This window comes from Nonomuraea angiospora, from assembly GCF_014873145.1.
GTDB classification, from domain to species: Bacteria; Actinomycetota; Actinomycetes; order Streptosporangiales; family Streptosporangiaceae; genus Nonomuraea; species Nonomuraea angiospora.
Genome location: NZ_JADBEK010000001.1, coordinates 7,904,008 through 7,929,180, shown reverse-complemented (window position 1 = coordinate 7,929,180; position 25,173 = coordinate 7,904,008). Strand labels below are relative to the sequence as shown.

The window sequence follows — 25,173 nt, the reverse complement described above, 5'->3', positions numbered from 1 at the left end:
ATCGTCGCGACGGAGGTTCAGGCAGGGTTTGTGTTGAGTCCGGCGGCGGAGCGCAGCAGGTCGAGAAGGGCTTCCGTGCCGCTGAACGGCACCGGCTCGCCCCCCACCTCTTCGAGCAGCCCGCGGAGCTGGCCGCCGGATTGCTCGGGCTCGACCAGCCGGACGATGACCGTTCTCATCTGGAAACCATCTCGCCGGGCGGTTCAGGTCTGGTTCAGGTGGGGTACGGGGCGGGCTCGACCTCCAGCTCGCGCATGCGTTCGGCGTAGAGGTGGTAGCGCCTGCGGGCGTCGCCGCGGCGGCCGGCCAGGTCGAGCACCCGCACCAGGCCCAGGTGGGCGCGCTCGTCGTAGCGGTCGCGCTCCAGCAGCCGCAGCCAGTAGCGGGCGGACTCGTCGTAGCGCCGCTCGCCCGCCCGCGCCGCCGCGAGCCTGGCCGCCGCCTGCGTGTAGGCCAGCCGGGCCTGCTCGCGCAGCCCCACGGCCCAGTCCGCGTACGGGTCCTCCTCGCAGAACTCCCCGCCGTACACGCTCTCGGCCGCCGTCCACCGCTCCAGCGCCTCGGCCGTACGTCCTGCCTGGTCCAGCCGTACGGCCTGAGCCACCAGATCCAGAAATTTCTCGACATCGACGTCCACATTGGACAGATCAAGTCGTAACGCGCCCTCGTCCGAGACCACGATCTCGTCCGCCGGCCTTTCGTGCTCCGGATCCAGCACCGCGCGCAGCGTGGACACCATGACGTTCAGCCGGCGCAGCCCGACCGCCTCGCCCTCCTGATCCGGCCAGAGGATCTCGACCAGCCGCTCCCTGCCGATCCCGCTCCCCCTCCGGCTCACGAGGATCTTCAGCAGGTCGCGCGCCTTGCGCGACTGCCAGGCCGTCCGCGGGACCGGTATGCCGCCCCGCAGCACCCGGAACGTTCCCATGGTCTCGACGATCACCCTCGCGCCCGGCGCGGGGGCGGCGCGGGCGATCAGGGCGTCGATCCGGTCGTCGAGCGCCCGGCAGCCGATGGCGTGCATGCGCTCGCGCACCCCGGCCGCCAGCTCGCCGCCGGTCGCCGGGTCGGCCAGGGCCGCCCTGACCAGCTCGGCCCTGGCCTGCCCCACCGGGTCGCCGAGCATCGTCCACGTGCGCACGGCCTCGTCGGCCGCCCGCGGGTCGCCGTCCAGCTCGGCCCGCAGCTCGGCGATGGCGGCCCGCGCGGCGTGGTCCCTGCGGCTCGCCGCGACGGGTTCGGTCTCGTCGAGCAGCGCCCTGGCCTCGTCGTGCCGCCCGCCCGCCAGCGCGACGCGGGCGGCCACGACCCTGGCGGTCACCCCCGCGATGCCTTCGGTGTGTTCGAGCGCCTGCTCGGCGACGCGCGCGGCCTCGGCCGGGTCGTCGTCGGCCAGCAGCTCGGCGAGGCCGTTGAGCGCGTTGGACAGCGACTGCACCTCGCCCGACGGAGCCGAGTCGGCGATGACCCGGCGGTAGATCGCCGCCGCCGTCCTGCGCTCGCCGCGCAGGACGTTGATCTCGGCGAGCCGGTTCAGGCCGGTGCCGACCAGGCGGGAGCCCATCGCCTCCCACCTGGCCACCGCGTCGGCGGCCTCGGTGGCCGCCTCCTCCAGGCGGCCGAGGCCGATCAGGGCCTTGGCGCGGTTGGAGACGTTGAGGGCGGCATAGGGGGCGAACGACACCAGGTCGGACAGCCGGCCCCCGATCTCCGTCTCGGCCAGCGCCTCGGCGTAGGCGCCCTCGTCCAGGTGGCGGGAGGCCCGGTTGGCATGAATACGGATGAGCTGGACGATGTCGCCCGCGCGTTCGGCGTAGTCCAGGGCGCGCAGGTAGTGGGCGTCGTTGGCGCGGCGGTCTCCGTCGAGCGCGGCGAGCATGGCCAGGACCGTGTTGGCCATGGCCAGCGCGCTCGGGTCGCCCAGGCCGCTGGCCTGCTCGAGCGCCTTGTCGGCGAGCTCGGCACAGCCCGCCCGGTCGCCCTTCAGCCAGAGCACCGACGCCATGGACGCGGCGCACATGGCGGCTTCGGCGGGCGGCAGGCCGTACTCGTATCCCCTGGCGTACGCGGCCAGGGCCGCGTCGAGGTCGCCGCGCAGGTGGTCGATGAGGCCGAGCCGCCTGGCCACGAACGCGTCGAACGCCGGGCCCTCGGCGGCCTGGGCGAGCAGGTCGCGGGCGCGGGTCCACTGGCCGCGGTTCTGCTCGGCGACGCCGGCCAGCTTGATCATGGTGGGCGCGTTCCTGGCGGCCTCGGGCAGCAGCTCCAGCGCCGCTACCACGTCCCCGCGCTCGGCCAGGCGCAGGCCGTACGAGTCGAGGAGCGCGGCCGCCAGGCCCGGGTGCTCGGTCGCGACGGCGGCCCGCAGGGCCAGCTCGGGCTGGTCGTGCTCGACGTACCAGCGGGAGGCGACCGCCGCCACGTCGTGGGCCTCGTGCCGGTCGAGCGGCGCGTGCTTGGCCAGCACGTGGCGGCTGGTCAAGGTCAGGCGATGGCCGTCCTGACCGGCCTCCAGGAAGAGGCCGCGGCTGGTGAGCGAGTCGAGCGTGTCGGGCGGCGCGCCGAGCGTGGCGGCCAGCCCGGCGGTCAGCACGGGCAGGACGGTGGCGGCCCGCAGCAGCTCGCGCATCGCCGGCGGCAGGTCCTTGAACGCGGCCAGCGTGAGGCGTTCGAGCGTGTCGGAGTTGGCTGCCAGCCCGGCGGCCGTGCGCGGCCAGCCGGACGGATCCTCGCGGGCCAGCGCGTCGAGCGCGGCCTGCACGGCTGCGGGCCAGCCGCCGCAGGCGTCGTGGAGCGTGGCGGCGACGGCCGCGCCCTGCTCGCCCAGCCGGTCGCGCGCCCAGGCGGCCGTCTCGTCCGGGGTGAGCGCGAGATCGGTCGCGTCGAGGTCTAGCACCTCGTGGTCCTGGCGCAGCCGGGCGGTCGGGAACGGCAGCGGCGCCCGCGACGCGGTGACCAGGTGCAGGTGCCTGGGTGCGACGCGGACCAGCGTCTCCACGTAACGCACGGGGCCCGGGGCGCCCGCGATGGCGTCGATGCCGTCGAAGACCAGCGCGAGGCCGCGCCGCAGCCGCCTGGCCAGCGCCTCGGCCAGCGCGCCCGCCAGCGCCGCCGCCCTGGACAGCTCGTCGGCGTCGGGACCGAGCGGCGCGTCCGCGGCGGTCACCAGGTCGGCGGGCAGTCCGGCCACCCGCTCCGACAGAGCCGATGCCACCGCCCCCGCCAGCGTGGGAAGATCACGATCAGCGGGCCCGAGCCGGTGCAGCACCGCGCCGACGGCCTGGCTCCACCCGGCCAGGGCGGTGGACTTCCCGTAGCCTGTAGTTGCGACGAGCGAGGTGAGCCTGTACGTCAGCGCCCCGTCCAACCGCCGGTCGAGGGCGGGACGTGGTCGCACCCACCCTCGTTCCACCCCCGCATGCTACGCCGGGGTTCGCGGGGGGACTCCATAGTTCGAAAAGTGCCACCTCCCGGTAACAGACCGGCGGGCGCACTATGGTCGTACTTCTTAACAGGAGGCACCGTGGAACAGGAACTGCCCGGCGGTGCGAGGCTGATCGTAGGGGTGGACGAGTCCCCGGCCTCGCGCTGGGCGCTTGCCTGGGCCATCGGTGCGGCCAGGCTGCACCGGATGGCCCTGGTCGCCGTACACGTCAGCCGCGCGCCCGTCCACCCATTCCCCGAGGCTCTGCCCGTCCAGCACGCGCTGCGAGCCGGCGAGGAGGCGCGCTGCAGCGAGGTGATCGCCGGCGTGTTCGACGACGTCGCGGGCGGCGTGCCCGACGACATCAGAACGGCGGTGGTCGGCCGGGTCGGCGATCCCGGCTACCACCTCGTCGACCTGGCCCGCGAGGGCGACCTGCTGGTGCTGGGGCGGAGCCGGCGCGGGCTGCTCAGCCGCATCTTCCTGCCCTCGACCAGCATGTACTGCGCCCGCCACGCGCGGACCACGGTCGTGATCGTGCAGCAGCCGGCGCCGCCCGACGACCCTGAGCTGTCAGGGGAGCGGGCCCGCCGGTTCTGGAGCCGCCGCCATCCGTAGGCGCCTGAGCCCTTCGGGGATGTCGTCCCGGGTGATGCCGCCGTAGCCGAGGACCACGCCGGGCTGGGCCGGGCTCTCCCCGCAGTACGCCTCCAGCGGCTCCACCGCCAGATCCGGCGCGGCGCGTACCTCCACGCCAGGGGCCAGCCGGGCACACAGGTGCAGGCCGGCGCTGGACGGGACCAGGCGCAGCCGCTCGTCGCCCGCCAGCGTTTCGGCGATCATGGCGTGCCTGGCGGCGTACTCGCGGGTCGCCTTCCTGATGTGCCTGGACAGGAGCCCCTCGTCGATGAAGCGGGCCAGGGCGGCCTGCGCGGGCACGTCGCTGTGCCAGTCGGACAGCTGCTTGGCCGCGCTCAGCGCCGGGGCCAGCGAGGCCGGGGCGACGAGGAAGCCGAGCCTGAGCATGGGGAGCAGGGTCTTGGAGAAGGAGCCCACGTAGATGACGCGGCCCGCGCGGTCGAGGCTCTGGAGGGGTTCGAGCGGGCGCTCGCCGAAGCGGAACTCGCTGTCATAGTCGTCCTCGATCACCACCGCCCTGCGGCGCTCGGCCCAGGCCAGCAGGGCGGCGCGGCGGGCCGGCGACATGGGCGTGCCCAGGGGGAACTGGTGCGAAGGGGTGACGTACACGATGCGGGCGGCGCCGGGGATGGCCCCGACGTCGATGCCCTCCGCGTCCACCGGCACCCCGGCCACGCGGGCGCCGAGCGAGCGGAACAGCAGGCGGGCGGGCGGGTAGCCGGGCTCCTCGACGGCCACGCAGGCGCCCGGCTCGATCAGGACGCGGCCGATGAGGTCGAGCGCCTGCTGAGCGCCGTTCGTGATCAGCACGTCGTCGGGGCCGGCGTGGACCGAGCGGCTGATTCCTATATGACGTGAAATAGCCGCTCTTAGCGGCTCATATCCGGATGGGCTGCTGTACGCGGCGGCGCTCACCCGCAGCTCGCGGGCCACCAGCCGGCGCCACGTCTCCATGGGGAACAGGCGCGGGTCCGGCATGCCGACGCGGAAGTCGTACCGGGCACCCCGAACGGCCCGCGGGGCCTCGATCCCCTGCCAGAACGCCCTCGGCCGCACGACGCCCTTCGGGGCCGCCCTGCCGCGCACCGGCTCCCCCGACACGAACGTGCCCGCCCCCGCCCTTCCCACCAGGAACCCGTCGGCGACCAGGCGGTCGTAGGCCACGGCGACCGTGTTCCTGGAGATCTCCAGCCTGCGCGCCAGCTCCCGGGTCGGGGGCAGCCGCTCGCCCGATCTGAGCCGGCCGTCGAGAATGGCGTCGAGCAGCTGCCGGTAGACCTGTGCGGCCAGGTCACCGCGACCTTCGAGGCTGATGTGAACGTCCAACTTGGCCCAATCACTTTGCCGGAAATTGGAGCTTATATCGGGACAATGGGGGATCGAGGATGAGGCTATGGCACCCCGGCGCATCCTGGCTCAGGCCCAGCTCGCGAACTCCATCGGCGACGGCGTCTACCTCGTCACCTCAGCGTTCTACTTCACCAGGATCGTCGGCCTGTCGGCCACCGAGATCGGCCTCGGCCTCACCCTCGGCTGGGCCGTCGGCATGGTGGCCGGCGTCCCGCTCGGCCACCTGGCCGACCGGCGCGGGCCGCGCGGCGTCGCCGTCCTGCTCGCGCTCACGACCGCCACGGCGGTCGCCTCGTTCCTGTTCGTCCGCTCGTTCGCGCTCTTCTTGCTGGTGGCCTGCCTGTACGGGACGGCGCAGACGGGCCTGTCCGCCGCCCGCCAGGCCCTGCTCGCCGGGCTGATCGCCCCTGAGGAGCGCACGGTCGTGCGGGCGGTCCTGCAGTCCACGCTCAACGGCGGCCTGGCCGTCGGCGCCGCCCTGGGCGGGCTCGCCCTGCACCTCGGCACGCGGCCGGCCTATCTGGCTGTGTTCGCGCTCGACGCCGTGAGCTTCCTGATCGCCGCCGGGCTGCTGCTCAAGCTGCCTCCCGTACGGGTCTCGCCGGCCGCGCCCGGCCCCCGGCTGGCGGTGCTCAGAGACCGGCCGTACGCGCTGATCACGCTGATCAACGCGGTGATGCTCTTCTACATGCCGCTGCTCAGCCTGATCGTGCCGCTCTGGATCGCCGCACGTACGAGCGCGCCCACCTGGATGGTCTCGGTCCTGCTGGTGCTCAACACCATCACCGTGCTGCTCTTCCAGGTGCGGGTGGCCCGGCGGGTGAAGGGCCTGCCGTCCGCCGCCCGGTCGGTGCGGTACGCGGGTTTGGTGATGTTCGCGGCCTGCGCGGTGTTCGCGCTGAGCCCGTACGGGTGGCTGTTCCTGCTCGTGGCGGCCGGCCTGCAGGTCCTCAGCGAGATGCTGCTGGCCTCCGGGTCCTGGGAGATCAGCTTCGGGCTCGCCCCCGACCACAGGCAGGGCCAGTACCAGGGCTTCTTCGGCACCGGCGTGGCCGTGGCCAGGATGCTCGGGCCCGTCGTGCTCACCACGCTGGTGCTCGGCGGCGGCACGCTCGGCTGGCTCCTGCTCGGCGCGGCGTTCGCGGCGGCCGGCGCCTCGATGGCGCCGGCCGTCCGATGGGGGCAGCGGTCACTTGAAGCGGCGCAGCCGCAGGCTGTTGCTCACCACGAACACGCTTGAGAACGCCATCGCCGCGCCCGCGATCATCGGGTTGAGCAGGCCCAGCGCGGCCAGCGGCAACGCGGCCACGTTGTAGGCGAACGCCCAGAACAGGTTCCCCTTGATCGTCTTGAGCGTGCGGCGGGACAGCCGGAGCGCGTCGGCGGCCACCCGCAGATCGCCGCGGACCAGGGTCAGGTCCGAGGCCTCGATCGCGGCGTCCGTGCCGGTGCCCATCGCCAGCCCCAGATCGGCCTGCGCGAGCGCGGCGGCGTCGTTGACCCCGTCGCCCACCATGGCCACGACCCTGCCCTCGGCCTGCAGCTTCTTGACCACCTCGACCTTGTCGGCGGGCAGCACCTCGGCGATCACCTCATCGATGCCCACCTCGGCCGCCACCGTCCGCGCCACCGCCTCGTTGTCGCCGGTCAGCAGCACCGGCCGCAGACCGAGCGCCCTGAGCTGCTCGATCGCCTGCCGGCTGGTCGGCTTGATGACGTCGGCCACCACCAGCACCGCCCGCGCCTGTCCGTCCCAGCCGACCGCGACCGCGGTGCGGCCCTTGGCCTGCTCTTCGGCCAGCTTGCGCTCCAACTCGACGGGCAGGTGCTGGGACCATTCCGCCAGCAGCTTGGGCCGGCCGACCAGCACCGCGTGGCCGTCCACGATCCCCTGCACGCCCAGCCCTTCCACGTTGGCGAAATCCTCCACCATCGCGTCCGACTGGGCCGCGCGGGCGATGGCCTGGGCGATCGGATGCTCCGAGGCGTGCTCCAGCGCACCGGCCAGCCGCAGCACCTCCTCCCGGTCCTGCCCCTCGGCCAGGTGCACCGCGACCAGGGTCATCTTGCCCTCGGTGACCGTGCCGGTCTTGTCCAGCACGACCGTGTCCACCTTCCGGGTGGACTCCAGCACCTCCGGCCCCTTGATCAGAATGCCGAGCTGAGCGCCCCGGCCGGTGCCCACCAGCAACGCGGTCGGCGTGGCCAGACCCAGCGCGCACGGGCAGGCGATGATCAGCACCGCCACCGCCGCCGTGAACGCCGCCGCCACCCCGCTCCCGCTGCCGAGCCAGAACCCCAGCGTCCCGACCGCGAGCGCGATCACGATCGGCACGAAGATCCCCGAGATCCGGTCGGCCAGCCGCTGCACCGCCGCCTTACCGGTCTGCGCCTCCTCCACCAGCTTGGCCATCTGCGCCAGCTGCGTGTCCGCGCCCACCCGCGTGGCGCGGACGATCAGGCGGCCGCCCGCGTTCACCGTCGCCCCCGTGACCGCGTCTCCCGGCCGTACCTCCACCGGCACCGACTCGCCGGTCAGCATCGAGGCGTCCACCGCCGAGCTGCCTTCGAGGATGACGCCGTCGGTGGCGATCTTCTCGCCGGGCCGCACCACGAAGGTGTCGCCGACCTTGAGCTGGTCGGTGGGGATGCGCCGGCCGTCGGCCAGCTCCACCTCCTTGGCGCCCAGCTCCAGCAGCGCCCGCAACGCCGCCCCCGCACGCCGCTTGGAGCGGGACTCGAAGTAGCGGCCGGCCAGGATGAACGCGGTCACCGCCGCCGCGGTCTCCAGATAGATGTTGCCGGAGCCGTCGGTGCGCTCGATGGCGAAGGAGAACGGGTGCGTCATGCCCGGCGTGCCCGCGCTGCCGAAGAACAGCGCCCACAGCGACCAGCCGAAAGCGGCCAGCGTGCCGACCGAGATCAGCGTGTCCATCGTCGCCGCGCCGTGCCGCAGGTTGGTCCAGGCCGCCTTGTGGAAGGGCCAGCCCGCGTACACGACCACCGGCGCCGCCAGCACCAGCGACAGCCACTGCCAGTTCGTGAACTGCAACGCCGGGATCATCGCCATCGCGACCACCGGCACGCTCAGCACCACAGCGGTGATCAGCCGTTGCCGCAGCGGCTTCAGCTCGTCGTCCTCGGGAGGTGCTTCGCTCGGGGCCGGGGGAGCCGGCAGCGCGGCGGTGTAGCCGGCCTTCTCCACCTCGCTGATCAGTTGCTTCGGGTCCACGCCCTCCGGGAAGGTGACCTTCGCCTTCTCCGTCGCGTAGTTCACCGTCGCGCTCACGCCCTCGAGCTTGTTCAGCTTGCGCTCGATCCGGTTCGCGCACGACGCGCAGGTCATTCCACCGATCGACAGCTCGACAGATCTGTCCTGGGTCAGGGAAGTCATCACCCCTCCTTTTCCTGATTCAGTGCCCATGACCGCTGGTGCCCGGCTGGGCCGGTCCCACACCACTCGCCCGGGCGGTGAAGTCCGCGGTGCGGACCTTGCCGTCATGCTGGAAGTCGAGGAACAACCGGTAGTCGCCGCCGCTGGGCACCTCCGCGTAGAAGGTGATCTCCGGCCCCGCCTTGACGCTCTCCTCCGGATGCACGTGCAGGTAGGCCAGATCCCCGGCCCGCAACGCCACCAGATGCCCGTACGCCCCCAGATACGGCTGCAGGTCGGTCACCGGCCTGCCGTCCTTGCTCACGCTCAACGTCAACTTGCTCGCCTGCCCCGGCACGAGATCACCCGCCAGGGAGACCGTGTAACCGTCCACCGTCGCCGTACGGGCCACCTGAGGAAGGGGCTGCGGCGCGTAATCCCCCGCCACCAGCAGATCCGTACCCAGCGTCAGGTTACCGCCACCCACCGGCGCGAAGTCCGCGAACGCCCGATAGGCGCCCGGATCCGCCAAGGTCAGCCGCACCGACCACGCCCCGTCCCCGTCCTGGACCGGGTGCAGGTGCTGGAAGCTCCCCAGATCCCGCGACACCACGATGAAATGCAGCTTCTTGTCATGCTGGACCTGGTAGTCGGTCACCGGCCTGCCATCGGGCCCGGTCACCGTGAAACGGAAATCGGTCGGCACGCCGGCCTTGACGGTGGTCAACGGGTTGAGGGTGTAGCCGTTCTCGGACACTTGAAGCCCCCTAGGGGTATCGTTCTTCGTCTGTTCGTGCTCGCCTTGCGGGGCCATCGCGGCGTGGTCCTCGACCTGCTGCGCCGGGGCCGCCGTCGGGCCGATCACCTGGCCCACGCCCAGGGCGCCGCCGAAGACGACGGCCAGCCCCAGGACGTAGGCGCCGAGCTTGGCGGTGGCGTTCACGCCTGGCCCGCCAGCTCGTATCCGGCCTCCTCGACCGCGGCGGCGATCTCCGCCCGGTCGACGGGGCCTTCGCTGTTGACCGTCAGCAGGCCGCCGGCCAGGTCCACCTCCACGGAGGTGATCCCCGCGACCTCGCTGACCTCTTCCTTCACCGAGCTCACGCAGTGACCGCAGGTCATGCCCTTGACGATGTAGGTGGTGGTGCTCATGACGTCTCCTTTTCGTACTCTAACACCCTACCCCCCTAGGGTATCTAGAAGGGTTTTTGAGATTCAGCCCACAGGCTCGCTCTCGCGTACGGCCGGCCTGCGCATGAGAGCGGCCGTGAGCGCCGCGCCCAGGACGGCCACCACCGCGGCGCCCGTGAAGGCGGCCTGGAAGCCGAGCTGCTCCTGGGAGGTGGCCAGCGCGGTCATGACGGCCAGGCCCAGCGCCGAGCCGACCTGGTAGGTCGTGTTGACGATGCCGGAGGCGAGCCCCGCCTCCTCCGGGCGGGCGCCCGACATGGCCGACATCATCGCCGGGATGTACGCCAGGGACATGCCGACCGCGGCGATCAGGCTCGCGGGGAGCACGTTCGTGGCGAACTCGCCGGTGAACCCGAGCCCGGCCACCCCGGCCGCCAGCACCGCCAGCCCGACCACGATGAGCGGCTTGGCCCCGAACCTGCCCAGCAGCCTGGCGGTGATGCCGATCATGAAGATCATGATCGCCACGGTCATCGGCAGCAGCGCGGCGCCGCTGGCGAACGCGCCGTACCCGAGGACCTGCTGCAGGTAGAGGTTGAGGAAGTACCACATGGGGATCCAGGCCGCGCCGAGCAGGGCCATGGCCAGGTTGGAGGCCGCCAGGCCGGGCGTGCGCCAGATGGCCAGGGGCATGAGCGGCTCTCTGACCGTACGCTGCACGACCAGGAACAGGGCGAGCAGCGCCGCGCCACCGAGTCCGGCCGGCCAGTTCGCGGCGACGATGGCGTACACGACGAGCGCGATGCCCGCGGTGACGGACGCGGCGCCCACGAGGTCGACCGATCCACGCTTGCCGCGCACGGCGGGCAGCAGCCTGGTGGCCGCCAGGGTGGCCAGGCCGATCGGGACGTAGATGATGAAGACCCACGGCCAGCTCAGATACTCGGTGATCACACCACCGAGGAACACGCCCGCGGTGCCACCCGCCGGGGCGGCGGCGCCGTACAGTGCCATGGCCTTGCCCAGCTCACGGGCGTTGTGGCCGAAGAGCATCATGAGCAGCGCCATGGCGGCGGGCGCGATCAGCGCCCCGCCGATGCCCTGCACGGCACGCCCGGCCACCTCGACCCAGGCGGTGGTGGCAGCGGCGGCGACCACGGATCCGGCGATCAGGACCGCCCACCCCGTGACGAACACCCTGCGCGCCCCGAACAGGTCGGCCAGCCGCCCGCCGAGCAGCAACAACCCGCCGAAGGCGACCACGTAGGCGTTGAACACCCACTGCAGCCCGCCGTCGGAGAAGCCTAAGTCGCGCTGCATGTCGGGGAGCGCGACGCCGATGATGGAGGTATCCATGATCACCATGAACTGTGCCGCTGCGAGCACGAGGAGCGCCCACCAGCGTCTTTCGTCAGCCATGACGTGACCCCTTCCTTTCCTGTTACCCCCAGGGGGTATCTTCCGGGAACGCCGAGGAACGTAATATACCCTCTAGGGGTATGTCCAGTTCGAAGTCATGCGCGACCGGGCGCGATATTTGGCATGATCGAGCTGTTGCCTGACGGGTGGCCCCCGGAATGGAGGGGGATGGACACGGAGAGGAATCCGAGATGTCGTGGGGGATGGGGTTAACGCGCCTCACCTGGGGCTGACCACTCGTTCTCCACACATTCCGCGCATCCGGTCTGTGCGCAACACAGGGAGCGCAGCCATCCCTTGCTAGGCTGCATGTCAACCGTTGGGTCTCACCCCGGCAGGTGAGGCCGTCGAAGAAGTGGGGTCACACCGTGAAGAAGCTGCTCGTTCTGGCGCTGATCGCCCTCGGGGGGTTGCTGATCTGGCGTAAGGTGCAGGCCGACCGCGCAGAGCTCGATCTCTGGACCGAGGCGACCGGCAGCGAGAACTAACCGACCGGCGAGGCGATGAGTGACGTCGTCCCCATCAAGCTGGTGTGCCTGGACCTGGCAGGCACCACAGTCGGTGACATCGCCATGGTCGAGCGCGCCTTCGCCGAGGCGATCGCGACCCAGGGCATAGTGCCCGGGACCGGAGCGTACGCGCGTGCCATGGTTCACGTGCACCGGTCCCGGGGCTGCCCCAAGATCGATGTCTTCCGTGGGATCTTCCCCGGAAACGAGGCCCAGGCGCAAGCGGCGAACCTGACGTTCGAGCGCTCCTACGAGGGCACTCTGGAGCGGGCGGGTCTCGTCCCCGTGCCCGGAGTCCTGGAGGTCCTCGACAAACTCCGCGGCACCGGCATCAAGCTCGCCCTGATCACCGGCTTCAGCCGCACCACGCTGAGCCGCATCCTGAGCGTCCTCGGCTGGCACGACAAGATCGACCTGGCCATCTCCCCCGAAGACGCCGGCGGCCGCGGCCGCCCCTGGCCGGACATGGTCCTGCACGCGGTGCTACGCCTGGGTGCGGAGGACGTCCGCCAGGTGGCCGTCATCGGCGACTCGGAAAGCGACATGCTCTGTGGCCGGCGCGCGGGCGCGTCGATCGTGGCGGGGGTGATGACCGGGGTCCACAGCCGGGAGCGCCTGCTGAAGGGCGGCGCGACCCACATCCTTGACTCGATCGCCGACTTCCCTGGTTTGGTACTGAGCGATGACCTTGGTACGACGCAGGTAGCTTCGTCCGCCCGGTAAGCTATCTTCGTCGAAGGGGCCTTAGCTCAGTTGGCAGAGCGCCTGCTTTGCAAGCAGGAAGTCAGGAGTTCGAATCTCCTAGGCTCCACTCATATGAAAGCCCAGGTCAACCGCCTGGGCTTTCGATCTTTGCGGGGGCTGGTTTTGGGGCCGTGCCCGTTACGTGCCCGATGGCTTCTTGGCCAGTGCGCCGCGTGCGAGGGCGTCAAGCTTGCGCGCCACTTCGCGCTGGCGCTCGTCGGTGGAGTGCTGGTAGATGAGCGCGGCCCGGGTGCTGGAGTGTCCCATGCGGGTCATCAGCTCTCGGGTGGACGCGCCCGTGCTGGCGGCCAGGGTGTTGCCGGTGTGCCGCAGATCGTGGAAGTGAATCTTCGACACGCCCGCGTCGTCGAGCGCCTTGACCCAGACGCGGCGGTTGAAGTTGGTGTTGCGGAGCGCCCCGTTGTCGGGTCCAGCGAAGATCAAGCCTTCCGGTCCGTCCTGGGTGAAGTCCTTCACGTGGGCGCGAAGCTCATCGATGATACAGGTCCGGGATGACGACAGTTCGCCTGCCCGCGTGTGACTTCGGCTCGGTGAAGACGAGGCCCTTGCCGGTGATCTGGATCAGCTGGCGTTCGATACGAACCGTTCTGGCGTCGAGGTCGAGGTCCCGCCGCTGGAGTCCGGTCAGCCCCGAGATGTCTAGTCCCATGAGATGCCTGACGTTTCTGTCCCACGACATGAGCGACAGGTGATCTAGGAAACATGGTCGACCTTGTACGGCCGATGCGCTTTGACGTTGCGGACCGGAAGGTCGGTGGTGCGGTGCACCGTGCGCGGCCCCTCGTCCAGATCGATGGTCAACGTGGTGTCACTGACGTGCACGGTGACGACCCGGCCGACATACAGCCGGCCCAGGGAGACGGTCTGCCGGGTAACCATGATCACGCCGAAGGAGTTCGCGCGCCGCTGCACCGTGACCGGCGACCGTTCCGGCACCGGCGGCGGCCCAGCCGGACGAGCACCGCGCAACTGCAGGCATTTGGCCCAGATCAGCGGGTTTGGCCGGACCCGCAGCAGCTGCCGGGTGTCGGGGTCGAGGAACATCAGCGTCTTCTCCTCGATCCGGATGGTGACCCGGCGCCCGCCCAGAATCTCGGCAGCCAGCAGATAGCGACCGGCCAGGCTGACCAGGCCGTACTTGTTGACCGTCCGCTCCACTTCCACCACGGCGTCGTTCTCGGCCTGCGGCAGCGGCGACGGCCCCGCCGGGCGGCCACCGCCGGCGAACAGACGGGCCAGGTCGTTGGTGGACAGGTGCAAGCGCAGGCTTTTTAGCCGCACCCCGCCGACCAGCAGATGAATCACGTTCACATCCGCCCAGAAAGTGATCACCTGACCAGCGCGGGCCGGACCGAGCCAGAACTGCTTGCCCGCCACCCCCAGGTTGCCACTGGCCGGCACCACCCGGTCGAACTCGATCGGCCCACCCGACCACGACGCCGCCGGTGTCGTCGGCCGCCTGGCCACCTGCGTGTCCTCGTTGCTGCTTTCCCGGCGCTTCGGCGCCGCAGCAGCGGCGTCGGCAGCTGCATCGTCTGCGGCAGGCATCGCATCCGATTGGGCGCTCAGGATGGTCGGCAGGCGCAGCGGCAGAAGCTCCCGCTCGGCCTCACTCACCGGCGTGAACCGGTCGGCAGGGACGGCCATGTCCAGACTCTGGTGCGGTCTGGCGGTGTTGTAATGCACGACCCAGGCGTCCAGCGCGGCCTGGAACGCGGCCAGGTCCTCGAACGGGCCGGCGTCATCCAGCAGCTCGCGGCGCATGCTCTGGTGAAAACGCTCCACCTTGCCCGTGGTGGTGGGTGAGCGCGGCTGGGTGAGCCGGTGCACGATGCCGTTGTCCCGGCAGATCCGGTCGAACAGCACCTCACCGCCATGCCCGAACCGCGCGGTGAACTGCTTGCCATTGTCCGTCAGCACCTCACCCGGCGCCCCGAACGCCCGCAACGCCTCGACAAAGGCCAGGCAGACCGCCCGGCCGGTGGCCCGCACCACCGCCTTGGCAATCACGCAATACCGCGAGTGGTCGTCAACGCCGGTCACCACCTTGACCTCGCGCCCGTCGGCTAAGAACACGCCGCCGACGATGTCCATCTGCCATAACTCCATCGGCGCTTCACGCTGCCAGCGACGGAAGACCCGCTTACGCCGCCCCGCCCCCGGCTCGATCAGCCCATGACGCACCAGCGCCCGATACACCCCCATCCGCGACGGCGGTGGATCCACACCCCGACGGCCGACCTCATGCGCCAACCGGACCGGACCCCACCGTGGATGCTGCCGCCGCAACTCACACACCAGCACCTCCACCTCCGCCCGCATCTGCGATGGAGACGAATGCGGCCGCCGCGAGCGATCCACCAGCCCACCCAGACCCGACTCCCGATAGCGCGACACCCAGCCCGACAACGTCTGCCGCGCCACCCCGACCTCTCGGGCGACCTCGGTCACCGAAGCGCCGGCCAGCACCGCCAGCACAGCCCGATACCGCTGCTCAACAACCGACATATCCACCAGGGCCAATCCCGGCCTCCCGACGCGCGACGTCGCAACGACGCACGCCAGACTGGCCGAAAACAGCACCTGTCACCGATGTCTTGGGATCGACGTGTCAAGCATGTCCCGGGACAGGACACAGGTCAGCCCCGAGATCAGAAAGCCAATTATCTGTACGTCATCAAGGGCGGCCCGCTGCGCGGCCCGCCGGGCGCGATGCCGGCAAGCGTGCCCGGCTGCGGCTCTTCGGCCGGTCCGGGCACGCACCGCCCCGCGCCCCAGAAGCCTCCCAGGAATCCCAAAATCAGGTCGTGACGATCGCTCACTTGGGTACTCACATCTCGGGCTGGGGCGATCGGCTGCCGCGCGGCTTCCGGTGCTCGGGCCTGGCGGCCCTGCGCTCCGGATCCACTTGCCAACGAGTAACTACGGTTCCACACCGCCGAGTTCTGGTCTCCTTGGTGTTGCGAACTTCCAAATCTACCCACGCACACTGGGCTTGTTTGGCTGGTCGTGGACGTGTATCAGCAGATGGTTTCAGTTGGTCGACTTTACGGGCAAGTGAGGACCGAGGTAGCCGATGTAGATCTTGCCCGTGTTCCGGACGTCGTCGAAGTAATGCATCCTCGGGGCGCTCATCCCAGCCCCGCTACCGATCCGGATGTGGGACCACATGTAGGCGTGACCGGATGGGTCGACCTCTGGTGGTACGGGCAGCAGTCGCAGTCGGCTCAGTCTGGCATTAGTGTGAACAGTATCCGATTCGTCCGGCTTCACCTTTCCCGCGGAGATAGCGGCAGCACCGGGGACAGGCTCTGTGCACCAGCGGCGAAAGTCGCCGTTGAACTCGCCTTTAGAAACTGCCTCAGCGTAGTCCTGTAAAGCCAGCAGCACCTGCCAGGCCGTCTGCGCCCACGTCGACGATTGCGCCTTCTCCTGCAATTTCCACACATAGTCGATTTCGCCGGTGAACTCGACACGATCGAGTTCTTCGAGCCGTTCGAGCACTTCCGGCAACTGTGTCGGAAGCACCGTCGGAACCTCGGCCGGGAGATAAGCCTCGGCTGCGCGCCCTGCAGAGGTCAGCCTGCGCCGCAGTGTCCGAACCAAGTCTGTTAGTTCGGCGATCTTCTGATTTGCCACTTCCAACTCTGCCGCCGTGTCGAGGAGTCCATCCTGGAGATTGGCCGCGTCCTCGCGGACCTTCTGCTCCTCGTATCCGGCGAGATCGAGCAGGTCATTCAACTCGACATTCTCTGCAAGCAGCTTCACATTCTCTTCGATGAGGCGCGCGAAGTCAGAAGATGATGTCGCAGACGGAGGCGACACAGGTCTCGGACTAGCCGGGGGCGAAACCGCGGTTGTCCGCGTCAGCTTGTTTAGCGGGCCAGGCAAACGCCCATCCGCCGCCAGTTGCCGAGGCAAAGCAGTGATCAACTGCGCCGATCTCTTGGCATCAGCCTCGATTCGAGCACCAGTTAAGAATCGGTGCCGAACTGCGTCCTCCTCCACTGCGAGGTCAAGGTCGGGAAGATAAGTCCGCACCGCTCCTCCCCGAACTTCGTATGCGGTACCCACAGCATGGTTGAACTCCTCCGCTGTAAGCGGATCTAGAAGATAAAGGCTGGCTAGACCCGGCAGGAAGCGGGTCACTCCATCAATTGATGATTTCCAGGCAGAGAACGAGATACGGTCATGGGGAGAAGCGACAATTGCGGGAAGTCGCCGTTGTTCGTCGGTCAGAACTTCTAAGAGATCGTCCAGCCTATCAGGACGAACGAGCGTAGGTGTCGGACGCAGATAAGCCCAATGATCCCGAGCGTCCAACGTCCCCAGCAACTGGCGCGCAAGGCCAGGAAGCGCTGCAGGAGAAGGCCTCTGAGTATCTTCCGGACTCAGGTCTGGGCGCACATGCTCGACATCGAGCCAGAACCAGGTGCGTTCGTCGGCAGTCGCCACCTTACCCGGCGCGTGCACGATCAGGGAACTGAGCCAGTAACCACCGTCCTTGTGCTCACGCAACTGCCACTTACTGGTCTGTGTGCCGTCTCCAGCCGTCCTTGTGTCGCGAAGGAGGACTATGCCGTCTCCTAGAACGGCCTGGCCATCGTCGTATGCCTCGATATTGATCTTCTTATGCGCGCTTTTCTTCACCAGCCACTGGCGCCATTCACGAGATGCAGTGGCTATAGCGTCTGCCGGAGTAAGGCGCGTGTGGAATATCGACCGATATCGTCCAGCACTCATTTATCCTCCCACCACATGCGTACCCGATCCTCGGGCCTATCGCCGGGCTGGGCGTATTTTATGGCCAGCCGCGCTAGTTCTCGCTGAAGATAGAAACTCGGGACGCGTAGTCGCACTCCGAGTAGGTGAACCGGGATCCCGCGACCTACTGTAACTGCCGTCTAGTGAGCGTCGATAGAAGCTCCGGAGAGGTCAACAGGATCTGGGATCCGATAGCAAGTACGTATCGCCAATCACTGACTCAGTCACTCTTCTGTTTACTCGTCCAAGTTAAACGCCTCCAGCAGCCGCTCCAGTGTGAATTTGCTGCGCAGCTTGCAGGCGCTGTTTTGATTAGCGAACATTCCACGTGTCCATACGGCCTCCTCACGAGGAACATCGTAGGTCCAATTAACGGGTACGATGTATTCGGACAGGGTTTCGTCCTGATCATCGCCCTCGTGTCGGTAGCTCGCCTTCAGATCGAGGTCCAGGAAGCGCTGAGCCTCCTCGTCAATCTTCAGGACTGCTTCCTTCGCCGGGCGCGCCTCGCCGATCACTGTGCCTACGCCGACGTAGCCGGTCTTGGGGATGCAGGCGAAGACACGTGCTCCGATGGGCAGGTTGATTAGCGTCCGAGAGAACCAGGTGCCGCCCCCGGCGGACAGGAACCCATACCTGCGGGCGTCGTCCCAGCTACGGTGCCCGTTGTCCTCACCCAGAGCCACATACCAGTCCTGGCCGTTCCACATCTCCTTGGTGCCGCTGCGCTGTTTGACCGAGGTCGCACGCGACGGCTTGCTCTCGTCGATCAGCCACGTACGTGCCAGGTACCGGCGATCGTCGTCCTCGAAGTACCGGAAGAACACGACGTTGACAGGAACTGCGAACGAACTGAGATAACTCACGATGCGCTCCGTGGCGGGGTCGGCGTCATGAGCCACGATCGTCAGCCGGTGGCCGGCGTTGAGTTCGTCCGGTGGGCTGGCGCCGAACACGTTCGAGAACGCCACTTCGAAGGGGGGCTCCTGCTGAGACTCCGCGTAGATGGTCAGCACGTCATCGTGACTGAGGTCCTTGGCCCAGGAAGCGTAGTCAAGGATCTGGGCCACGACTTCGCGGGGCGTACGACCGCGCTTCAACTCCAGGACGTGCAGCACGCCGTCACCATCGATCCCGAGCAGGTCGATGATCCCCCCGAAGTCCGTGACGACCTGCCGTCCGATGATCATCAGCGGTTCGTCCAGGATCGCGGGATCCCGAGCGATCAGCGTTTCCAACTGGGATTCCAGCGGAATCGGACTGGAGGTGACACGAACGGGTTCGCCGGTTGCGCCAATCCGCCAGAGCCCCACTTCGTGCGTCATGCGCTCCCCTTGGTCTGGCAGGTTTACGACTCAGCGGACCGCGCTCGCGCCACCTGCAAAGCCTCAGCGATCGCGGCGAACTCGCTGAGTGCGGCCTCCAGGTCTTCCACAACTTCCTGAGCGATTACCTCAGGAGGTAACAAGGAATCGGCGTCCTCCAGGGACGGATCCTTCAACCAGGTGATGTCGAGGTTGACCTTGTCCCGAGCGATCAGCTCTTCATAGCTGAACGGGCGGAATCGCTCTGTCTCGATCCGATTTGAACGCGGCTCGCCCGGCCGGTAGCACTTCACGAAGTCGTCCAGATGCTCGCGGCGCAGCGGGCTCTGCTTGAGTGTGAAGTGCTGGCCAACACGGAAGTCATAGACCCACAGCTTCTCCGTCCAGGACTGGCCTGGCCGAGCTTCCTTCTTGTCGAAGAACAGCACGTTGGCCTTGACCCCGCCGGCGTAGAAGATGCCGGTCGGCAGCCTCAGTAGCGTGTGTACGTCGAACTGCTTGAGCAGGCGCTTGCGTACGGTCTCGCCCGCTCCGCCTTCGAACAAGACGTTGTCGGGGACGACAACCGCGGCTCGGCCGGGAATCGCGAGCATCGAGGCGATGTGCTGGACGAAGTTGAGCTGCTTGTTGGTAGTGGTGGTCCAGAAGTCCTGTCGGTTGTATGAGATCGCTTCCCTGTCCGCCCGGCCATCCTCGCCGATCACTGTGATCGAGGACTTTTTGCCGAACGGCGGGTTGGCCAGCACCACGCTTGGGTGCCGGGCGGGTGGCTCGGCTAAGGCGTCGCGGACCTCGATCAGGGAGGCTCCATTGGGCCTGCCGATCCCGTGCACGATCATGTTCATCGCCGCAAGTCTGGCCGTGCCGTCCACCAACTCGATCCCGCTGATCGCGCCAGAGGCGAGCCGTTCGCGCTGCTCAGGCGTGAGCGATAAGCCGTGGTGCTCGACGATGTAGTCGTGCGCGGCCAATAGGAAGCCGCCAGTGCCGCAGGCCGGATCTGCGACCGTGTCGTCCGGTCCCGGCTGGACGCAGTCGATCATCGCCGCGATCAGGGCACGCGGAGTGAAGTACTGGCCCGCGCCGGTCTTGACGTCCTCGGCGCCCTTGGCGAGCAGCTCCTCATAGGCGTCGCCCTTGACGTCGGCCCCCTGACTGGACCAGTTCTCCTTGCCGATCAGGTCCACGATGAGCCGCTTCAGTTTCGCTGGGTCCTGGATCCGGTTCTGCGCCTTGCGGAAGATCACCCCGAGGGTGCCTGGTTGCTTGGCAAGGTGCTCCAGCGTCTCTCTGTAGACCTTTTCCAGGTCCTGGGCCTCGGCGTCGAACAGCGTCTGCCACCTTGCCGCCACACCGGCGAGCGCAGTATCCGGGTTGAGCCTCCGGTTGGCCCGCTCATGCGCCATCTTCAGGAACAGCAGGTAGGTGAGCTGCTCAACGTAGTCGATCGTGGAGACACCGTCATCACGAAGGACGTCGCAGTAGTTCCACAACTTCGCGACCAGTCGCCGCGTGTGCGCCGCGTTCACAGCGTCTCCTGTCTCGGCGTGTTCTCGGATTTCATACGGCTATTGCTCTTAGTCCTGGCTGCTTCCGGTCCGGTACGGCTACCGCGACGTTTGGGAGTCTGCATGGCCGTGCGCTCCGCCTTGATCCGTTCCAACAGCACAGACGCTGGCTCATCTTCAGGATTCTGGGGTACCAAGCGCCCCGTGAATGCCTCTCTAAGGAGAGCCGCCCTCAGTACGTCGACTCTGCGACGAGATCGAACCAGCACTGCCGCCAGCGAATCTCCGATTGTCAATTGACGATCCATCTCTGCAAGAATCTCATCCTGCTCCGAGCGAGATGGAAGCGGAATTTGAATTCTACGGACAAGGCCAAGATTGAGATTTGGCTGGACCCCACCGGATGCGAGCTTCCGATTCTTTTCATAGGTAGCTTGAAGGAAAAGCTTGACCCAAGGCCGTCGCCATTCACTCTCCTCACGAAAAACGATAGCGGCACACGCCTGATTAGTTGTAGCCGGAATCCGGAGCTCTGCACACTTGCCCCGCGTCTTCCCCTCTCCATACATCGCAACCAGCAATGCTCCGGCCGGCCACAACTTGACATTAGTTTCCTTCAGCGCAGCCGACGTGATGAACTGATCAGCTTGATCTATAAATGGTTCATTTAGCAGACCACTGGTAACCCACGGAATATCCCCACCATCGTAGTAATCTTTACGCGACCTAAGGGGCGTCGCACCGGTCCCTACCTTCGCCAGATCGCCGATCGATGCGACCTTCCATGGAGATTTCGGCTCGATAAGTTTTCCCGATACGGCAGCTGCCAGGAGCGACGATCTCCAGTTCGCCACCCTTTGTACATTGGATTCCAGCCCACTAAGGCCCACATCAAGACGGGAGAGATGGTCTTCGAGGGCGTTGACGATGCGCCACTGCTCAGCAAGAGGTGGAACTAGCATTTCCGTGTCCGCGAACCCCTTAGCCGAAATCTCCTTAAATGTTGTACCACTGGCTCGCGATCGAATTTCGGGCACCTTGAACTGTAGATACCAGTAAAGATAATTCGAGTCAATTCCGGTTGGGGGGACAGCAGTTTTGAATCCCTGGTTTGTACATACCGCATTCCCGGAAATCGTTATGTAGCCAATGGGCGCTCGAGAGCTAAACAAGACAGCGTTTGCCGGAATCATTTGCGTCGAACAGGAATCAAACCCGTCTTGAGTAAGGAATCGACGCCCGTGATAGGTAATTTTAGCTGGATTCCGCGACAGATCATCAGGAGTGATCCAGGGAATGTTTCCATCCCAATAGTTTGGCTCCGTGGTCTTCGGCGTTGCGCCTGATACCACGGAACATACATCGCCGATCGTCGTTCGTACCCAGCCAGGCGGTAGGTCGGTCATGCGGTGAGGTCTCGATTCAGGTCGGTGAGGATAGCTTCAGCACCGTCGTCACCGAAGGCGTGGAGAAAACCGTCGGTGCCGCCGCGTTCTGTGAAAGGCACTTGGTCCAAATCGTTGTGGTCGAATGCTGCACTGGTGGCGACCACATCGCGGATTCGCTCCAGCCACCAGATTTGATCAGCGGTGAAGCGCACTCCTGCCTGCTCTTGACGGGCGCGCCAGTTGGCAAATCGCTCCTCAATGACGCGGCGGTGCGACCGGGGCTGCCCATCGATGAGGCCGAGTTCGAAGCGGATGAGCTGGATAAGGTCGGCCACGCCGTGCTGTACTCCCGGGCTAGCGGCGGCCTTGCCGACCTGCTCATACGCCTCCCAGAGTCGGTCGGGGGTCCACTGGTACGGCGGGCGGGCCAGCTGTGAGGAGAGTTCTTTGAGCTGTCGATAGACCTCGCGTCCGCTCGACCCGCTGCGGTAGGCCAGCTCAAGGGCGGTCAGCTCGTCCCGATGCTGCCGGACGTAGTCCGCCCAGGAGGTGATGATGCGCTCGGCGGTCTCGCCTCGATCCACACCTCGTGCTTCGATCAAGTTGTCCTGGTTGACTTCGTCGTACACGATGTCGTGAGCGCGGCGGATGTCTAGCAGCCTCTGCCGGAACTCAGGGTCGGCCAGAGGTTCGACAGCCTGCTCGACCAGGCGGCGTTCCCATCCCCTGCCGGTCTGCCGGCCCTCGTCCAGCACGTTGGGGTCGTTGCAGCGGGACAGGCTCCGCACCACCTCAGTCATCGGCTGCCCGGCGAGGCGTTCCAGCTCAGCGCGCTCCTCGGGAGTGATCTGCTGGTTGAGGCGGGCGAGGCGTGAGGCGAGGGTGGAGGTCTCCTCCAGGGACAGGCTGACAGTGCCGGCCTTCTTCAGCAGCCGCTCCAGGCTGATCTGCTTCTCGGTGTGCTTCTCCAGCGGGGACGCGTCCACGCGCTCGGAATCGGTGACGCCGACCGCATCGACCAGCACAAACCGGTCCTTGGAGGCGACGTCTGGGGTGACTGCATGTAACTCATTCGGGTCGATGCTGCGGGCACCGCGCCCCTTCATCTGCTCGAACATCGCCCAGCTCTTCACCTCGTTGAGAAAGAAGACGCATTCCAAAGGCTTGATGTCGGTTCCTGTGGCGATCATGTTGACGGTGACGGCGATCCGTAACTCCGGGCTATTACGGAAGTCCGTAATGAGCTTGTCGGGATTCTTCGCCGTATACGTGATCTTCTGACAGAACTCGTTACCCTGGTCGAAGATCTGGCGGACCATTCCGACGATCTCCTCGGCGTGGTTCTCGTCCACAGCGAAGACAAGCGTCTTGGGCACGTACGTCCGCTCGGGCTGGCCGAGCTGGCGTGGGAAGATCTCGGTAAACAGCCTGTCACGGAAAGTCTCCAGGACAAGCTTGAGCTGGCCCCTGCTCACGACCTTCCGGCCGAGCTGGCGCCCGGTGTAGGGGTAGTCATCATCCAGTTCTTCGTATCGTTGTGCCCGGGTCTTGCGGTCGAGTTTGGGCACCACGATCCCCTCCGGGATTACCGCGCCGTTCTCCCCGATCTCAGTACGGATTCGGTAGACGTTGAAGTCGACGTTGACGCGGTCGGCCACCGCCTCGGTGTAGGTGTACTCGCTAACCAAGTTCTGGTGGAAGAACCCGAAGGTCTGTGCGACCGGGGTCGCGGTCAGGCCGACGATAAAAGCGTCGAAATACTCCAGGACCGCGCGCCACTGGCCGTAGATGGAGCGGTGGCACTCGTCCACGATGATGAGGTCGAAGGCCTCCGGCGGAACTTTCGGGTTGTACTCAACTCCTACCACCTCGTCGATGTCGTAGGAGTCGAGTGCTTCGTCCTCGGTGTCGGCGGGCGGAACGTCCTTGCCCCTGAGCATGGCATATAGCCGCTGGACCGTGGAGATCACGATCTTGGACGAATCGAGCATGTCTGCGCCGGCCAGCCGCTGTACGTTGAACAGGTCACTGAACTTGCGGCCGTCGTCGGGTGTGACGTAGTTGGTGAACTCGCTGTGTGCCTGTTTGCCCAGGGTGTTCCGGTCTACCAGGAACAGGATTCGGAACGCTCCAGCGTGCTGGAGCAGCCGGTAGGAAGCGGTAACCGCGGTGTAGGTCTTACCCGCCCCGGTCGCCATCTGGATGAGTGATCGTGGCTCACTCCGCCGTAGCGACGCCTCCAGGCCCCGTACGGCGCGCACTTGTGCTGGGCGCAGTCCCTTTTCGGCCAGTTCTGGCAGGCCGCAGTGAAGCTTGGCACGGAGGGTAGGCGCCGCTTCGTCGTCCTCGGCTGCACGCATCCATCGGGCCAGTGCCTCGGGCCGATGGAAGGAGAAGACCTCGCGAGAACGCGGGTTGGGGTCGAGGGTGTTGGTGAAGTGGGTCTCGGTTGCGGTGGTCTCGTAACGGAACGGCAGCGGCATACGCCATGCCTGCATTTGCTGGGTCGCGGTCAGCCCTTCGGCATAGCGGGCCGACTGCTTCTCGACCGTGCGCAGCGCTGTACCTTCTCGCTTAGCCTCCACCACGCCGACCAGCTTTCGGTCGACATAGAGCAGGTAGTCCGCCGGGCCACTGGCGGTGTGAGCCTCGCGCAGGGCCACGCCCTGGCCAACGTACAGGTTCACCTTGTCCGCGTCTTGCACCAGCCAGCCGGATGTGGCGAGCATTTGATCGACTTCCTCGCGTACTTCCTTCTCGGTTCGAGGCAGCCGGGCAGCATGGACCGCCCTTGCGATGAGGTTGTCCCGCTCGACCGCAGACGGCTTCTTGATCTTCTTGAGGCTCCCGGTGAACGCCGACTCCATCTCGGCCAGGCGCGTGTCCAACTGCTCGACGAGAGCCTGCAGCCGGTCACGGTCCGCGGTTGCCTGCTCTAGAGCGCGCTGAGCCTCGGCACGCGCCCGTGCTTCGGCCTCCAACAGGGTGGCCTTCTCATCCCGTGTGACCAGTGCTTCCGCGAGCCGCTCGCGATGTGCGGCCAGTTCGGCGCGGAGTTGGTCGAGCTGGGCCTGCTCGGCCGCGCTCGCCGCCTGGGCCGTGTCTGGATCGGCCGGGGGGACGAATGCGAACGTGCGCCCGTCGTTAGGACTCAGCGCCCGATGGAACCAAACTCCCAGTTCGAAGCAGACCTTGACGCAATTAAGCGCGGCGCGGACGTCCCCGTAGTGGGTATGAACGGCCCGGTTTCCGGAGCTTCGTACCTGGTCGAAAGCCTGACGGATCTGCGGAACCAGAACCCCTACCCTGCTCAGCGCGTAGATGCGCCCCTTCTGGTCGTCATGCTGAACCGTAGTGTTGGTGAGCCGGACCAGTAACTTAGCGAGAATCTCCGTGAAGCGCCGAGCCTTATACATCGCGGCGTCAGGGTCGGTGTAGACATGCGACTCCGCAGACACGCCGTCCAGAACAAGCATCGGCTCATGCGGCAGCAAGAACCCGAAGTTCGGCGACCGCTGCGCCAGTTCCTCGATGTACGTGCTCATCCTGCGCCCTACCTGTACGCCTGAATTCTGATC

General features: G+C 67.1%; 18 protein-coding genes, 1 tRNA gene and 1 pseudogene. 5 read left to right on the top strand and 15 right to left on the bottom strand.

Going from position 1 to position 25,173, the window contains the following annotated elements:
• Positions 1-17: 17 nt before the first annotated feature.
• Positions 18-179, bottom strand: coding sequence for a hypothetical protein (locus tag H4W80_RS36165; RefSeq protein ID WP_192789167.1), 162 nt, complete (start codon positions 177-179; stop codon positions 18-20).
• A gap of 35 nt (positions 180-214) precedes the next feature.
• Positions 215-3,397, bottom strand: coding sequence for an AfsR/SARP family transcriptional regulator (locus H4W80_RS63925; protein ID WP_192789166.1), 3,183 nt, complete (start codon positions 3,395-3,397; stop codon positions 215-217).
• 126 nt (positions 3,398-3,523) lie between these two features.
• Between H4W80_RS63925 and H4W80_RS36155 the strand changes: the two genes are divergently transcribed.
• Complete coding sequence (locus H4W80_RS36155; RefSeq protein ID WP_318787224.1) at positions 3,524-4,042, top strand: universal stress protein; 519 nt, start codon at positions 3,524-3,526, stop codon at positions 4,040-4,042.
• Here the strand turns inward: H4W80_RS36155 and pdxR are convergent.
• Positions 3,998-5,389 carry a MocR-like pyridoxine biosynthesis transcription factor PdxR gene (pdxR, locus tag H4W80_RS36150; RefSeq protein ID WP_192789164.1) on the bottom strand — a complete coding sequence of 464 codons (1,392 nt, stop codon included), beginning with the start codon at positions 5,387-5,389 and terminating at the stop codon, positions 3,998-4,000. The two genes, H4W80_RS36155 and pdxR, sit on opposite strands and share 45 nt — an antisense overlap.
• 67 nt (positions 5,390-5,456) lie before the next feature.
• Here pdxR and H4W80_RS36145 point away from each other — a divergent pair, with 67 nt between their 5' ends.
• Positions 5,457-6,653 (top strand): MFS transporter, encoded by a 1,197-nt coding sequence (locus H4W80_RS36145; protein WP_192789163.1) that lies wholly within the window; start codon positions 5,457-5,459, stop codon positions 6,651-6,653.
• Here the strand turns inward: H4W80_RS36145 and H4W80_RS36140 are convergent.
• From H4W80_RS36140 to H4W80_RS36125, 4 genes are all read right to left on the bottom strand, one after another.
• The gene (locus H4W80_RS36140; RefSeq protein WP_192789162.1) at positions 6,603-8,807 is read right to left on the bottom strand and encodes a heavy metal translocating P-type ATPase; all 2,205 of its coding nucleotides are present in this window, start codon (positions 8,805-8,807) and stop codon (positions 6,603-6,605) included. The two genes, H4W80_RS36145 and H4W80_RS36140, sit on opposite strands and share 51 nt — an antisense overlap.
• Before the next feature lie 19 nt (positions 8,808-8,826).
• A complete protein-coding gene (locus H4W80_RS36135) occupies positions 8,827-9,729 on the bottom strand; it encodes a hypothetical protein (protein WP_192789161.1) in 903 nt (300 codons plus the stop codon).
• Positions 9,726-9,938, bottom strand: a complete 213-nt coding sequence (locus H4W80_RS36130; RefSeq protein ID WP_192789160.1) for a heavy-metal-associated domain-containing protein — start codon at positions 9,936-9,938, stop codon at positions 9,726-9,728. Before H4W80_RS36130 ends, H4W80_RS36135 begins: the two co-directional genes overlap by 4 nt.
• A 63-nt stretch (positions 9,939-10,001) precedes the next feature.
• Positions 10,002-11,336 carry an MFS transporter gene (locus H4W80_RS36125; protein WP_192789159.1) on the bottom strand — a complete coding sequence of 445 codons (1,335 nt, stop codon included), beginning with the start codon at positions 11,334-11,336 and terminating at the stop codon, positions 10,002-10,004.
• Between the two features lie 368 nt (positions 11,337-11,704).
• On the opposite strand from H4W80_RS36125, the gene H4W80_RS61495 reads away from it, so the two are divergent.
• The 3 genes from H4W80_RS61495 (at position 11,705) to H4W80_RS36115 (ending at position 12,656) form a co-directional block, all read left to right on the top strand.
• Entirely contained in the window at positions 11,705-11,824 is a 120-nt protein-coding gene (locus H4W80_RS61495) for a DLW-39 family protein (RefSeq protein WP_020542320.1), read from the top strand.
• 15 nt (positions 11,825-11,839) lie between these two features.
• The gene (locus H4W80_RS36120) at positions 11,840-12,568 is read left to right on the top strand and encodes an HAD-IA family hydrolase (protein ID WP_192789158.1); all 729 of its coding nucleotides are present in this window, start codon (positions 11,840-11,842) and stop codon (positions 12,566-12,568) included.
• A 15-nt stretch (positions 12,569-12,583) separates the two neighbouring features.
• Positions 12,584-12,656 (top strand) — tRNA-Ala (locus H4W80_RS36115).
• Between the two features lie 71 nt (positions 12,657-12,727).
• Here H4W80_RS36115 and H4W80_RS36110 read toward each other — a convergent pair.
• The 8 genes and pseudogenes from H4W80_RS36110 to H4W80_RS36075 all read right to left on the bottom strand — a co-directional run bounded on the left by H4W80_RS36110 (position 12,728) and on the right by H4W80_RS36075 (position 25,140).
• Positions 12,728-13,066, bottom strand: coding sequence for a tyrosine-type recombinase/integrase (locus H4W80_RS36110; protein WP_318787223.1), 339 nt, complete (start codon positions 13,064-13,066; stop codon positions 12,728-12,730).
• A 13-nt stretch (positions 13,067-13,079) separates the two neighbouring features.
• A complete protein-coding gene (locus H4W80_RS36105; protein WP_192789157.1) occupies positions 13,080-13,259 on the bottom strand; it encodes a site-specific integrase in 180 nt (59 codons plus the stop codon).
• A 491-nt stretch (positions 13,260-13,750) separates the two neighbouring features.
• A pseudogene (locus H4W80_RS64725) lies at positions 13,751-15,118 on the bottom strand (IS481 family transposase); the annotation flags it as partial.
• Between the two features lie 525 nt (positions 15,119-15,643).
• Entirely contained in the window at positions 15,644-17,353 is a 1,710-nt protein-coding gene (locus tag H4W80_RS36095) for a hypothetical protein (protein ID WP_225963852.1), read from the bottom strand.
• Between the two features lie 257 nt (positions 17,354-17,610).
• Positions 17,611-18,699: an endonuclease NucS domain-containing protein gene (locus H4W80_RS36090; RefSeq protein WP_192789154.1), complete on the bottom strand. Its 1,089-nt coding sequence runs from the start codon at positions 18,697-18,699 to the stop codon at positions 17,611-17,613.
• A 23-nt stretch (positions 18,700-18,722) separates the two neighbouring features.
• A complete protein-coding gene (locus H4W80_RS36085) occupies positions 18,723-20,228 on the bottom strand; it encodes a class I SAM-dependent DNA methyltransferase (RefSeq protein ID WP_192789153.1) in 1,506 nt (501 codons plus the stop codon).
• Entirely contained in the window at positions 20,225-21,613 is a 1,389-nt protein-coding gene (locus tag H4W80_RS36080; RefSeq protein WP_192789152.1) for a restriction endonuclease subunit S, read from the bottom strand. The genes H4W80_RS36085 and H4W80_RS36080 overlap by 4 nt, the downstream gene beginning before the upstream one ends.
• Positions 21,610-25,140 (bottom strand): type I restriction endonuclease subunit R, encoded by a 3,531-nt coding sequence (locus H4W80_RS36075; protein ID WP_192789151.1) that lies wholly within the window; start codon positions 25,138-25,140, stop codon positions 21,610-21,612. Before H4W80_RS36075 ends, H4W80_RS36080 begins: the two co-directional genes overlap by 4 nt.
• Between the last annotated feature and the right edge of the window lie 33 nt (positions 25,141-25,173).

Coding starts and splice junctions, on each gene's coding strand:
- H4W80_RS36165 (WP_192789167.1), bottom strand. CDS start 179: ATGAGAACGGTCATCGTCCGGCTGGTCGAGCCCGAGCAATCCGGCGGC.
- H4W80_RS36145 (WP_192789163.1), top strand. CDS start 5,457: ATGGCACCCCGGCGCATCCTGGCTCAGGCCCAGCTCGCGAACTCCATC.
- H4W80_RS36140 (WP_192789162.1), bottom strand. CDS start 8,807: ATGACTTCCCTGACCCAGGACAGATCTGTCGAGCTGTCGATCGGTGGA.
- H4W80_RS36130 (WP_192789160.1), bottom strand. CDS start 9,938: ATGAGCACCACCACCTACATCGTCAAGGGCATGACCTGCGGTCACTGC.
- H4W80_RS36125 (WP_192789159.1), bottom strand. CDS start 11,336: ATGGCTGACGAAAGACGCTGGTGGGCGCTCCTCGTGCTCGCAGCGGCA.
- H4W80_RS36120 (WP_192789158.1), top strand. CDS start 11,840: ATGAGTGACGTCGTCCCCATCAAGCTGGTGTGCCTGGACCTGGCAGGC.
- H4W80_RS36105 (WP_192789157.1), bottom strand. CDS start 13,259: ATGGGACTAGACATCTCGGGGCTGACCGGACTCCAGCGGCGGGACCTC.
- H4W80_RS36095 (WP_225963852.1), bottom strand. CDS start 17,353: ATGAGTGCTGGACGATATCGGTCGATATTCCACACGCGCCTTACTCCG.
- H4W80_RS36090 (WP_192789154.1), bottom strand. CDS start 18,699: ATGACGCACGAAGTGGGGCTCTGGCGGATTGGCGCAACCGGCGAACCC.
- H4W80_RS36080 (WP_192789152.1), bottom strand. CDS start 21,613: ATGACCGACCTACCGCCTGGCTGGGTACGAACGACGATCGGCGATGTA.
- H4W80_RS36075 (WP_192789151.1), bottom strand. CDS start 25,140: ATGAGCACGTACATCGAGGAACTGGCGCAGCGGTCGCCGAACTTCGGG.